The 12,323-nt window shown below is 71.6% G+C and carries 10 protein-coding genes; 3 read left to right on the forward strand and 7 right to left on the reverse strand.

The window, feature by feature from the left end; genetic code table 11:
• On the reverse strand, window positions 1-1,048 hold a 1,048-nt coding region (locus M878_RS76740), incomplete at its 3' end, for a PucR family transcriptional regulator ligand-binding domain-containing protein (protein WP_031225923.1).
• Between the two features lie 123 nt (window positions 1,049-1,171).
• Here M878_RS76740 and M878_RS76745 point away from each other — a divergent pair.
• Genes M878_RS76745 through M878_RS76755 form a run of 3 tightly spaced genes read left to right on the forward strand, consistent with a single transcriptional unit; the run spans window position 1,172 to window position 5,351 of the window.
• Window positions 1,172-2,632: a sodium:solute symporter family protein gene (locus M878_RS76745; protein WP_023550533.1), complete on the forward strand. Its 1,461-nt coding sequence runs from the start codon at window positions 1,172-1,174 to the stop codon at window positions 2,630-2,632.
• 56 nt (window positions 2,633-2,688) lie between these two features.
• Window positions 2,689-3,660, forward strand: coding sequence for an agmatinase (gene speB, locus M878_RS76750; RefSeq protein ID WP_023550535.1), 972 nt, complete (start codon window positions 2,689-2,691; stop codon window positions 3,658-3,660).
• A 5-nt stretch (window positions 3,661-3,665) separates the two neighbouring features.
• Window positions 3,666-5,351 (forward strand): thiamine pyrophosphate-binding protein, encoded by a 1,686-nt coding sequence (locus M878_RS76755; RefSeq protein WP_023550537.1) that lies wholly within the window; start codon window positions 3,666-3,668, stop codon window positions 5,349-5,351.
• A 1-nt stretch (window position 5,352) separates the two neighbouring features.
• Here M878_RS76755 and M878_RS76760 read toward each other — a convergent pair whose 3' ends face one another.
• From M878_RS76760 to M878_RS97750, 6 genes are all read right to left on the reverse strand, one after another.
• Window positions 5,353-7,578: an ArnT family glycosyltransferase gene (locus M878_RS76760; protein ID WP_031225925.1), complete on the reverse strand. Its 2,226-nt coding sequence runs from the start codon at window positions 7,576-7,578 to the stop codon at window positions 5,353-5,355.
• Between the two features lie 126 nt (window positions 7,579-7,704).
• Entirely contained in the window at window positions 7,705-9,027 is a 1,323-nt protein-coding gene (locus tag M878_RS76765) for a sensor histidine kinase (protein WP_023550540.1), read from the reverse strand.
• Window positions 9,028-9,034: 7 nt separating this feature from the next.
• Window positions 9,035-9,775, reverse strand: coding sequence for a response regulator transcription factor (locus M878_RS76770; protein ID WP_023550542.1), 741 nt, complete (start codon window positions 9,773-9,775; stop codon window positions 9,035-9,037).
• Window positions 9,772-10,530 (reverse strand): hypothetical protein, encoded by a 759-nt coding sequence (locus M878_RS76775; RefSeq protein ID WP_023550544.1) that lies wholly within the window; start codon window positions 10,528-10,530, stop codon window positions 9,772-9,774. The genes M878_RS76770 and M878_RS76775 overlap by 4 nt, the downstream gene beginning before the upstream one ends.
• Before the next feature lie 120 nt (window positions 10,531-10,650).
• A complete protein-coding gene (locus tag M878_RS76780; protein WP_023550546.1) occupies window positions 10,651-11,271 on the reverse strand; it encodes a class F sortase in 621 nt (206 codons plus the stop codon).
• Window positions 11,272-11,441: 170 nt separating this feature from the next.
• Window positions 11,442-12,218 (reverse strand): hypothetical protein, encoded by a 777-nt coding sequence (locus M878_RS97750; RefSeq protein WP_023550548.1) that lies wholly within the window; start codon window positions 12,216-12,218, stop codon window positions 11,442-11,444.
• Window positions 12,219-12,323 lie beyond the last annotated feature (105 nt).

Consider the following 12,323-nt stretch of genomic DNA (forward strand, 5'->3'; position numbering starts at 1 on the left):
GCACCCTTACCACATCCCGCGCGAGGTCGACCAGCGGTGAGCCCAGTGCGGCGCCGAGCGCAGAGGCCGCGACGGCGTCCGGAAGCTGTGCCTCGGGCCGGGCGTGTACGACGACCCAGCTGCCCTGCCCGAGCAGCGGAGCGACCTCCTCCGGCCGCGCCCCGAGCAGCAGCCGCACGAACGCCGAGGACCGCGCGGCCCCGGCCCCGCTGTGATGCTCCCCGGTCAGCAGCGAAAGCAGCACGGAGGCCACGGAGGCGATGGTGTGGTCGCCGGGTTCGCGCCGCGCGGTGGCCACACCCAGGACGAATCCCTCGCCGGAGCCGAGGGCGTAGGCGGCGAGGTGGGTGTCCCCGAGCGTGTCGGTGGCGGAGGTGGGGGTAGTACCCGCTCCGGTCGGCCGTACCACCCCCGCCAGGTCCGTCAGCGCCTCCCGTACTCCCGGCCCCGGTTCCCGGCCCGCCGAGGCGATCTCCGTGCCGTCGGGGCCGTAGAGCACCGCCTGGCCGGTCAGGCGGTGGGCCAGCTGCCGTAGGACCGAGGGGACCGGGTCGGGGCGGGCCGCGGCGGAGGCGAGGCTCTGCTGGGCCTCCGTGACCCGGCGCAGTTCGGCCAGCCGGGCCTGTGCCATCAGCTGCCACACCGCGCGGGCCACGCCGGAGAACGTGGTCTGCGGCGGGACCTCCAGGAGCGGGAGGCCGTAGCGCTCGCAGGCCGCGACCAGTGCCCGCGGGACCGTGTCGTGCACCGGGGCCAGGCCGAAGCCGAGAGCCGCGCCGCCCGCCGCGACGATCCGCGAGACGTAGTCGTCAAAGTATGTGCCCGAGCCCGCCGCCTCCGGGATGTGCACCCCGGCCGTCAGCAGCAGCTCGCCGCCCAGCAGATACGGATACGGGTCGGCCATCTCCGAGGTGTGCGCCCAGTGGATCACGACCGACGGATCCTCCGGCCCGGCGATCTGCTTCAGCGCGAGATCCTCGCGGGCCAGCAGCGCGGAGAGCGGTACGGGTGGGGTCGGTGGGACCGCTGGGGTGATCGTCTCCGGCATGATGTGCGTTCCCTCCATCCCTCCCTATTCATATGGATGAAACGTACACTTCGCAGTCGCTTTCCGGCCACCTAGTGTCGATGCTCGTCACCCCCCGGGCGAGACCGAACGAAGGAGGGCCCTGTGGCCGTCGACTACACAGTGATCGTCGTCTACCTCGCCGGGATGCTGGCCATGGGCTGGTGGGGCATGCGGCGCGCCAGGTCGAAGAGCGAGTTCCTGGTGGCCGGGCGCCGGCTCGGGCCCGCCATGTACTCCGGCACCATGGCGGCCATCGTCCTCGGCGGCGCGTCCACCATCGGCGGCGTGGGACTGGGGTACCGGTACGGGCTGTCCGGCGCCTGGATGGTGTTCACCATCGGGCTCGGCCTGCTCGCCCTGTCGGTCTTCTTCTCCGCCCGTATCGCCCGCCTGAAGGTCTACACCGTCTCCGAGATGCTGGACCTGCGTTACGGCGGCCGCGCCGGGGTCATCTCCGGCGTGGTCATGTGGGCGTACACCCTCATGCTCGCCGTCACCTCCACCATCGCCTACGCCACGATCTTCGACGTCCTCTTCGACATGAACCGGACCTTCGCGATCGTCATCGGCGGCTCGATCGTCGTCGCCTACTCCACCCTCGGCGGCATGTGGTCGATCACCCTGACCGACATGGTCCAGTTCGTGGTGAAGACGATCGGCGTGCTGCTCCTGCTCCTGCCCATCGCGGTCGTCAAGGCCGGTGGCTTCGGCGCGATGAAGGCCAAGCTGCCGACCTCGTACTTCGACCCGCTGGGCATCGGCGGCCAGACGATCTTCACCTACATCCTGATCTACACGTTCGGCATGCTGATCGGCCAGGACATCTGGCAGCGCGTGTTCACCGCCCGCAGCGACAGGACGGCCAGGTGGGGCGGCACGGTCGCCGGAACCTACTGTCTGGCCTACGCTCTCGCCGGCGCGGTGATCGGCACGGCCGCCAAGGTCCTCTACCCCAGGCTGGGCAGCCCCGACGACGCCTTCGCCACCATCGTCAAGGCCGAACTCCCCGTCGGCGTGCGCGGCCTGGTGCTGGCCGCCGCCCTCGCCGCCGTGATGTCCACCTCCTCCGGCGCCCTGATCGCCTGCGCCACCGTCGCCGGCAACGACATCTGGTCACGGCTCAAGGGGGTCGTACGACCCTCAGGTGAGGATCACGACGAGGTCGGCGGCAACCGCGCCTTCATCCTGATCATGGGCGTCGCGGTGATCGGTACGGCGGTCGCGCTGAACAACGTGGTCGAGGCGCTGACGGTCGCCTACAACTTGCTCGTCGGCGGCCTGCTCGTCCCGATCCTCGGCGGCCTGCTGTGGAAGCGCGGAACGGTGCAGGGCGCGCTGGCCTCGGTGCTCGTCGGCGGCCTCGCGGTCATCGGCCTGATGGCGGGCTACGGCATCCTGGCCAACGAGCCCGTCTACTACGGCCTGCTCGCCTCCCTCGCCGCCTACGTCGTCGTCTCCCTGGTGACGAAGCCCACCGACGAGACCGTCCTCGCCACCTGGCGTGAACGCCTCGCCGGACAGAATCCCGAACTCCCGTCCGAACCGGTCCCGGCTCACCAGTAGAGTCGTATGGAAAGCAGTGCATGCGCGACGAAGCGCAAGAAAGAAGGCATTTCATCATGAGCAGCAACGAGACGCCCCGCGGTCCCGTCGACTCCTCCCGCATCCCGCGGTACGCCGGCCCCGCGACCTTCGCCCGGCTGCCCCGCCTGGACGAGGTCGGCACCGCCGACGTCGCCGTCGTGGGCGTGCCGTTCGACTCCGGCGTCTCGTACCGGCCGGGCGCCCGCTTCGGCGGCAACGCCATCCGCGAGGCGTCCCGGCTGCTGCGCCCGTACAACCCCGCGCAGGACGCGTCGCCGTTCGCGCTGGCGCAGGTGGCGGACGGCGGCGACATCGCCGTGAACCCGTTCAACATCAACGAGGCCGTAGAGACCATCGAGGCCGCGGCGGACGAGTTGCTCGGCACCGGCGCCCGCCTGATGACCCTGGGCGGCGACCACACCATCGCCCTGCCCCTGCTGAGGAGCGTCGCGAAGAAGCACGGCCCGGTGGCCCTGCTGCACTTCGACGCCCACCTGGACACCTGGGACACCTACTTCGGCGCCGAGTACACCCACGGCACCCCGTTCCGCCGCGCGGTGGAGGAGGGCATCCTCGACACCTCCGCCCTCTCCCACGTCGGCACCCGCGGACCCCTGTACGGCAAGCAGGACCTCACCGACGACGAGAAGATGGGCTTCGGCATCGTCTCGTCCGCGGACATCTACCGCCGCGGCGCCGACGAGGTCGCCGACCAGCTGCGCCAGCGCATCGGCGACCGCCCGCTGTACATCTCCATCGACATCGACTGCCTCGACCCGGCCCACGCGCCCGGCACCGGCACGCCCGAGGCGGGCGGCATGACCTCGCGCGAGCTGCTGGAGATCCTGCGCGGACTGGCCTCCTGCAACCTGGTCTCGGCGGACGTCGTCGAGGTGGCGCCCGCGTACGACCACGCCGAGATCACCTCGGTCGCGGCCTCGCACACGGCCTACGAACTGACCACCATCATGAGCCGCCAGATCGCGGCTGCCCGGAAGGACGCGTAACCGCAGTGACTCACGACCACGACCTGGTGCTCCGCCCGACGCCCGCGCAGCGGGAGGCCGCGCTGAACCCTCCCCCGGGCAGGGCAGGCGGAGACCTGGTCGTGGAAACGCTGGCCGGGCTCGGCGCGACCACGGTCTTCGGCCTGCCCGGCCAGCACGCCCTCGGCATGTTCGACGCCCTGCGCCGGTCGTCCCTGCGGTACGTCGGCCTGCGGGTGGAGAACAACGCGGGCTTCGCGGCGGACGCGTACGGCCGGATCACCGGCGAGGCTGCGCCGCTGCTGCTCTCGACGGGCCCGGGAGCCCTGACGTCACTGGCCGCGCTGCAGGAGGCGGCCGCGGCCTCCGCCCCTGTGCTGGCGATCAGCAGCCAGATCCCGACGGCGGGCCTGGGCGGCGGCCGCCACGGCTATCTGCATGAACTCCCGGACCAGTCGGCCTCGTTCCGGGGCGTGGTGAAGTCGGTCCACACCGTCCGCACGCAGTCCCAGATCCCGTCCGCGATCGCGGCGGCCTGGAAGTCGGCGCTGACGGCACCGCACGGCCCGGTGTGGGTGGAGATCCCGCAGGACGTCCTGCTCGCCGAGACCGCACTGCCGGTGGTGACGGCGGTCGACGCGACCCCGGACGACCTCCCCCCGCGCCCCGAACTGACCGCGGTGGCGGCCGACTTGCTGTCGGGTGCCGCCCGCCCGGCGATCATCGCGGGCGGCGGGGTCGTACGAGCGGACGCCTCGGGCAAGCTGCGTCAGCTGGCCGAGAAGCTCCAGGCGCCGGTCGTGACGACCTTCGGCGGCAAGGGCGCCTTCCCCTGGGAGCACCCGCTGTCGCTCCAGTCCTGGCTGGAGGACCGTCATACGACGGACTTCCTGGAGGACGCGGACGTCCTGCTGGTCGTCGGTTCGGGCCTCGGTGAACTGTCCTCCAACTACTACACGTTCAAGCCCCGCGGCCGGGTGATCCAGATCGAGGCCGACCTCGGCAAGCTGGAGTCCAACCACCCGGCGCTGGGCATCCACGCGGACGCCCGCCTCGCGCTCCAGGCCCTGCTGGAGACGGTGGAGGAGCGCACGGACGCGTCGGCGCCGGAGCGGGTGCGGGAGCTGCTGGAGAAGGTGGCTTCCCGCATCGCAGGTCAGGAACTCGCCCTGGAGCAGGAGGTGTTGGGGTCCGTCCGGCGTGCGTTGCCCGCAGGTTCCCCGTCCTTCTGGGACATGACGATCCTGGCGTACTGGGCGTGGTCGGCCTTCGATCCCCGGGGCGCCAACACCATGCACTCCGCACAGGGCGCCGGCGGCCTCGGCTACGGCTTCCCGGCGGCGCTGGGCGCGGCGGCGGCCGACCCGACGCGCCCGGTACTGGCGGTGTCGGGCGACGGCGGCGCGCTGTACTCCATCGCGGAACTGGCCACGGCCCGCCAGTACGACCTGCCGGTCACCTGGCTGATCGTCGACGACGGCGGCTACGGCATCCTCCGCGAGTACATGACGGACGCCTTCGGCCAGGCGACGGCGACGGAACTGACGCGCCCCGACTATGTGGCCCTCGCCGAGTCCTTCGGGGTGCCGGGTGTCCGTACGACCCCCGAGACCCTGGCGGAGGACCTGGCCAAGGCACTGGCGACGCCGGGCCCGTCGGTGGTCGTACTCCCGGCGGTGCTGCGGATGTTCGCGCCGACACATCTCGGCTAGGTCAGTCCAGACGGTAGATCGTGGACTGGTTGGAAGAAGAGGAAGAAGAGGAAGAAGGGGACGACTTCGACGTCGAGGAAGTTGCGTTCTTGCTGTACGCGCTCTCCTTCACCAGCGTCCCGTGCTTCTTCACCCAGTTCGACACCTCGGTGCTGAGGCTGTTGCCGCCGCCGGGGCCGCCGCCCATGCCACCACCGCCGAGCTGGATGTAGTGCAACTCGCCCTTCTTCACCAGTTCCTCCAGCTTGGCGACGGTCATCGCCTGGTCGGTGCCGGTGAAGCCCCACATGGAGATGACCGGCACCCTGGCGCTCAGCTCGATCTGAGCCGCGCTCTGCGAGTTGGACACCGCGAGCAGCCAGGTGGCTCCGTCCTGGTGCTTCTTCAGGTACGCGATCAGCTCGCTGTTCACGCCGCCCATGCCGCCACGCATGCCGCCGCGCATGCCACCGCCCATGCCGACTGCCATACGGCCGCCCATGCGTCCGGAGCTGCCGTTCGGAGTGCCGGTCTCGCCGCTTCCGCCGGTGACGCCCGGGGCCGTACCGCCCGACGCGCCCTGGCCGCCGGGGAGTTCACCGTTCTGCGCACCGCCCGGAAAGCCGCCGGCCTGCTGTCCGCCGCCCGGCATCTGTCCACCGGACGCACCGCCCAAGGCGCCTCCCGGTGCCGTCCCGCCGCCGGGGAAGCCGCTCCGGTCACCGCCGGGTCCGCCGCCGAAGCCGCCTCCCGTCGAGGGACCGGCCGTCGGGTTCACGCCGCTCATCCCGCCGCCCGAACCGGACGGCACCGACCAGGCGTACGCCGCCGGGCCCGCGAGCGTGGCGACGGCCGCCGCCGCCACGGAGGCCGCGAACAGCCGTACGCGGCTGCCGGAGCGGAAGACGAACAGGCCGACGATCGCGGCCGCCATCACCACACCGACGGCCGGCCACAGCCAGGTGTTCCAGCCGGAGGCCCGGCGGAGGAGGACGGCGGCCCAGACCGCCGTGACGGCGAGGCCGGCCGGCAGCACCCAGGCCCAGCGCTTGTCGGCGCGGAACGCGCGCAGCAGCAGGACGCCGCCGCCTCCGCACAGCGCCGCGATGCCGGGCGCGAGCGCGGTGGTGTAGTACGGGTGCATCGTGCCCTCGGCGGTCGCGAAGGTGACGTAGTGCAGGACCGTCCAACCGCCCCAGAGGATGAGCGCGGCCCGGGTGAGGTCGGTACGCGGGGCGCGGCCGCACAGGACCAGGCCGGAGACGAGGGCGACGGCCGCGAACGGGATCAGCCAGGAGATCTGGCCGCCGAGGATGTCGTTGAACATCCGGCCGAGACCCGCGGAGCCGGAGAAGCCGCCACCGCCGCCCCCTCCTCCGCCCCCGTTGCCCTCGCCGCCGAAGATCCGCCCGAGGCCGTTGTAGCCCATGATCAGGTTCCAGGCGGTGCCGTCCGTCGAACCGCCGATGTACGGCCGCTCGGAGGCGGGCACGAGGGACACGGCGACGGCCCACCAGAAGCTGGCGACTGCCAGGACCACGCCGGCGAGCAGCAGGTTCACCATTCGCCGTACGAGCTTCGGGCGCGCCGCGAGCAGGTAGACCGCGAAGACGGCGGGCAGCGCGATATAGCCCGCCAGCATCTTGGTGTTGAAGGCGAGGCCGAAGCACACCGCCGAGCCGAGCAGCGGCGGCAGCGTGCCGCCCCGCGTGGCGCGCAGGGCGAGCGCCGCGCCGCCGACCATCAGCAGGACGAGGATCGTGTCGGGGTTGTTGTCCCGGTTGATGGCCACCGTGATCGGGGTCAGCGCGAGGACGAGCGCGGCCACGGCGGCCGCCGCGTGCCCGAAGGACCGCTTCACGGAGGAGTGCAGGATCCAGATCGCGCCGAGCCCGGCCGCGACCTCGGGCAGCATCATCTGCCAGGTCCCGAAGCCGAAGATCCGGCACGACAGGCTCATCACCATGTTGGCGAACGGCGGTTTGTCGACGGTGAGGAAGTTCCCGGCGTCGAGCGAGCCGAAGAACCAGGCCTTCCAGTTCTGCGTGCCGCTGTAGATGGCCGCGCTGTAGAAGCTGTTGAGGCTGTTGCCCGACAGGTTCCAGCAGTACAGCACCGCCGCCAGGAGCATGATCGCGATCAGCGCGGGGAGCGACCAGCGAGGTGCCGTGCCCGGTGCCGTGGCCGCAGGGCGCGGGTCGGGGCTCACGGTTGTCGTGTGGGGGAGGGGATCGGTGGCAGATGTCACGGGCGCAGCCTGCACGGCGTGTGTAGGTGGCCGCTGTGGCGCACCTGGCGCTTGGCTGTGAAGACTCACAGGGGGTGGAGGCTCAACAGGTGGGCCACCATGCCTGACTGGCTCATGGGGGCCATGTCAGCCGTCCGCGTCCAGCGGGAGGGTCAGGACGGCCTGGGCACCGCCGTCGGGGGCGTTGGTGAAGGTCAGCCGGGCTTTGACGAGGTGGGCGTGGCCTTGGGCGATGGTGAGGCCCAGGCCGCTGCCCTTACCGCGTTCGGGTGCGCCGGTGCGGAAGGGACGGGGCCCTTCGGCGAGCAGGCCGGGCGGGTATCCGGGGCCGTGGTCCCGGACGGTGACGGTGCCCTTGTCGAGAGTGACGGTGACCGGGGGTAGGCCGTGCCGGTGGGCGTTGGCCAGGAGATTGGCGACGATCCGTTCCAGGCGGCGGGGTTCGGTCAGTACGGCGGCGTCGTCCACCACGTCGAGGCGGGCGGGGAGCGCGGTGGAGGCGATGGCCCGCTGGAGCACCTCGGTGAGGTGGTGGGCTTCGAGCTGGGCGGTGTCGACCTCGGCGTCCAGCCGGGAGACTTCGAGCAGGTCCTCGATCAGATCGCACAGCGCCTCGGCCCGGTCGCGTACGAGGTCGGCCTCGTGGGAGTCGGGCAGGATCTCGGCTGCCGCAAGCAGGCCGGCGGCGGGTGTGCGCAGCTCATGGGTGACGTCGGCGGCGAACCGCTGCTCGGCACGGAGCCGGTCCTGGAGAGCCGCGGCCATCTGGTCGACGGACGCGGCGAGTTCGGTCAGTTCGCGGGAGCCGCGGATGCGTCCGATACGGGCGTCGAGGCGGCCGTCGGCGATCGTGCGCGCGGTCTCCGAGACCCTGCGCACCCGGGCGCTGAGCGGCTTGGCGAGCAGGAGGCCGACTAGGGAGATGACGGTGGCGCTGCCTGCGGCCAGCGCGATGGTGGTGCGGGCGAAGCGGTCGTCTGCATCGCGCTCCAGGCTGTAGTCGCTGCGTACGGACAGGGTGCGCGAGCCGATGCCGGCCGCCGCCCACAGGACGGGGCCGCCGGGGCCGTTGACGAGCTGGGTGGCCAGACGGCCGCCGGTCACGTGCCGGGCGAGTTCGGGCGGCAGCTCCGGGGCGTCCAGAGCGACGTAGTCGCCAGTGACGGCCGAGGTCTGCGCATAGGTGTCGAGCGCCACTTCCAGGCGGCCGAGGACGATGCTGCGGTTGAGGTCCAGACGCTGGTCGGAGGCGGTCACCGTAGTGAGCGCACCCAGTGCGGCGGCCAGCACACAGGCCACGACGGCGATGAGCGCGGCAACCCGCCAGTGCAGGCTGCCGCCGGACTTCGCGCCGGCGCCGGATTCCGTGCCGCCGGACTTCGTGCGGCGGCGGCCCGTCGTACGTACGGAGCCGGTGGGCAGGTCGGAAGGGGGTGGGCCGGCGGGCATGTCGGGATCAGCCGACGATCTTGTAGCCGAAGCCCCGGACGGTCACGATGCGCTCGTGCCCGATCTTGGCGCGCAGCCGCTGGACATGGACGTCGACCACGCGGGTGTCGCCGCCCCAGGCGTAGTCCCAGACCTCCTTGAGCAGGGTCTCCCGGCTGAGCACCCTGCCCGGGGCCGAGGTCAGCTCAAGGAGCAGGCGCAGCTCCGTCGGGGTGATCGGCAGCAGTTCCCCGGCGATGCGCACCTCCATCGAGTCGGCGTCCAGCTCCAGGTCGCCGACGCGGCGGATGTCCCGCGGCGGCGCCGATGCGGGTTTCGGTTCCGGGGCGGTACCGGCCGGAGCGGTCAGGCTGGCCCGGCGCATCAGGGCCCGCAGCCGGGCGGCCAGCACATTGGCGCGGAATGGTTTGGTGACGTAGTCGTCGGCGCCGGCCTCCAGGCCCGCGATGACGTCGATGTCGTCGCCCCGTGCCGAGATCATCAGCACGGGGACGGTGCTCTGCTCGCGGATGGAGCGGGTCAGGCTCACCCCGTCCAGTTCCGGCAGCATCACATCGGTGACCACCGCGTCCGGTGCCTCGGCCTTGAAACAGGCCAGGGCCGAGGCGCCGTCGGCGACGGAGGCGACGTCGAAGCCGAGACGGTTGAGGGAGACCGTGGTGGCCTCGCGGATCACGTCGTCGTCCTCGACGACCAGGACGCGCGGTGCGGACTCCTGGGCGGGGGACGGTGCCGGGGGCGTGGTCATGGCGTGTCGGACGCTGCTTTCGGGGAGAGAGCGGACGGCTTCTGGGACGCGGGCGAGGGATTCTCCGGGGGCTGCGTACCGGACGTGGGGGTGGTCACGGTGGAGTGCAGCTCCAGCTGGCGCAGTTCCGGGTTCCAGCGGTAGCGGTCGGTGGTGACCTGGCGGATGCTGCCGGGCCGGTCCGGTTCGTGGGTCGTGCGGATGACGAGGTCCGGCCCCTGGAGGTCCACCTGGGTCGTCTCCTGCATGGCCAGGCCCAGGATCTGGTAGACACGGCTCTTGTCCGACCAGTAGACGCGCAGCTCAGCGGGAAGCCGCGGGCCCGCCTCACCGACCGGCTGCAGGCGGGGGTCGGGGTCGATGAGCACGAGGAGCTCCGGTCTGCCGTCCCCGGTGATGTCCCGCAGTTCGGGGCGGCGCAGCCCGCACCCGGAGCCGGGCTTGCAGTCCTGAACGGACTGCCTCGGCGTGCCCTCCAGGTTCGGGTCCTTCGCGATCACCTTCCGGGCGTCCACGCTCCGCAGGTCGCCGCCCGGCGGCAGCGTCAGATCCGGCAGGGGGGTGGGCTCGTACGGGATCATCGAGGGCGGTGGGGAGGCGGGCGGAGGCGGGGTGACGTTCCACAGCGTCACCGGCAGCGGCGGTGTACTGGCCCTCGCTCCGGCGTCCACCACCGAGGTGGACTTCCCGCAGCCCGCCAGGAGAACAGCGGCGAGTGCCGCCCCGACCGCCACGGGGAGCTTGCAGAGGCTCATACGGTGATTCCTTGCCGTGTTCTCCGTGAATGGGACGGTCTTCACCTTCGTTCCCCCATTCGGCACTCGCGTCGCTCTCGCGTCACAGCCGGCCGGACGTTCCGTAACACTTGTGCAACGTCAGACGAGGGTGGCGTAGAGGATGATGTTGTCGGTGCGGTGGCCGTCCTGGATCGGGCCGCCGCAGGTGAGCAGGCGCAGCTCGGGGCCTGTGGTGTCGCCGTACACCTTGTTGGTGGGGAACGCCTTCTTGTCGACCTGCTGGATCTCGCGGATCTTGAAGGTGGCGGTGCTGCCGTCCGCGCGGCCGACCTTGATGACGTCGCCGATCTTGACGTTCTTGATGTTCTTCATCAGTGCCGGGCCCTTGGCGGTGTCGTAGTGGGCCACGAGCACGGCCGGGCCCTTCTCGCCAGGGGTGACGCCCCCGGTGTACCAGCCGGCCTGGTCCGCCTTGGCGACCGGAGGTACGCCCAGTTCGCCCGTGCTGTCCACGGCCAGCGGCAGTACCGGACCGGCGTCGACGCCCGCTGAGGGGATCTGGAGGCGGGTGGGCTTGGACGCCTTCATCGGCGTTGCCGCCTTGGCCGGGGCCGGCACGGCGCTGTTGGAGACCTTCGCATCGGGGGCGGGCCGGTCACCGCTGCCGCAGGCCGCAAGGCCACCGCTGAGGGCGAGCGCGAGTGTACTGGCGGCGGCGATGCGGCCGAGACGAGGTGAGGCGAGGGGACGGGGACGCACGAGGACTCCAACGACGTGAAAGGGGTGCCTGGGAGAAAAGGAGGGACAGGGAGGGGCAGGGAGGGATGACGTCGCGAGTGGCAGGACGATCCGGTGCCGGGGCGGCCGGTGATCGCAAGAGAGATCCGGCTCGCCCCCGGCACCGGAAGCGCCTGAGACCGACAGGCCGGTCAGATGCGGGAGTCGGCCTTGCGGCGACGCAGCACGGCGAAGCCCAGCCCCGCGGCGGCCGCGGCGGCGCCGCCGCCCGCCATCAGCAGGGTGCCGTCGCCCTGCTGGACGTCCTCGGCACCGGCCTTGACCCCGCCCTTCGGGACGGTCCGGCCCTGACCCTTGCTACCGCTGCCCTTACCCTTGTCGGCCTTGCCGGACGTCGGCTCGGCCGGGAACTCCAGCCGCAGGCTGTCCTTGCCCTTCGTGGCCTCCACCCACGGCCCCTCCTTGCCGGTGGCGGGGATCATCAGGGTGAACTCCACGCCGGTCTTCGAGACGAGCGACTGCTCGGCAGGGGCCGGGAATCCGAGGTGGCCCTCGGCGCCGCCGCCCGTGAGCTTGGCACTGGGCGAGCCGTCAGGCGTCCAGGACAGCTGGGCCTTGTCGCCGGAGCTCAGCGTGTAGGTGATGACGCCCTTGCCGGACACCTTCTTCGTGATCTTCAGGGCCTCCGCGGACGTGCCGGGCTTGCTCTCCGGCTTCTGCGACGGCACCGACGGCGCGGGCTTCTCGGTGGGCTTGTCGGCCGGGTAGGAGGGGGCACCGGACTCGGGCTTGTCCGGCACGCTCGGCGCGGGCTTGTCCGCCGGGTAGGAGGGGGCACCGGACGAGTCGGTCACCGGCGCGACCGGGCTGTCGGCGAACGCGGCCGCGGCGGGCAGGAGCAGGGCAGAGCCGACGAGGGCCGCCGTCGCCGTGGTACGAGCGAGGTTACGTCGGTGGAGGATGGCCACGGGAGAATCCTTTGCGCGTTGTCTGATAGAGGCGCCTTGTCCGGTCTTGTCGGTCAAGGCATAGATGAAGCTATGCGCGCTGGATCTCGGCGGTTCGGCGGGTTT

Origin of the sequence: Streptomyces roseochromogenus subsp. oscitans DS 12.976, from assembly GCF_000497445.1 — a bacterium.
In the GTDB taxonomy this organism is placed as follows: domain Bacteria; phylum Actinomycetota; class Actinomycetes; order Streptomycetales; family Streptomycetaceae; genus Streptomyces; species Streptomyces oscitans.

Excerpts from the sequence above, each read along its gene's own strand:
- M878_RS76770 (WP_023550542.1), bottom strand. The coding sequence starts at position 9,775 with ATGACCACGCCCCCGGCACCGTCCCCCGCCCAGGAGTCCGCACCGCGC.
- speB (WP_023550535.1), top strand. The coding sequence starts at position 2,689 with ATGAGCAGCAACGAGACGCCCCGCGGTCCCGTCGACTCCTCCCGCATC.
- M878_RS76775 (WP_023550544.1), bottom strand. The coding sequence starts at position 10,530 with ATGAGCCTCTGCAAGCTCCCCGTGGCGGTCGGGGCGGCACTCGCCGCT.
- M878_RS76765 (WP_023550540.1), bottom strand. The coding sequence starts at position 9,027 with ATGCCCGCCGGCCCACCCCCTTCCGACCTGCCCACCGGCTCCGTACGT.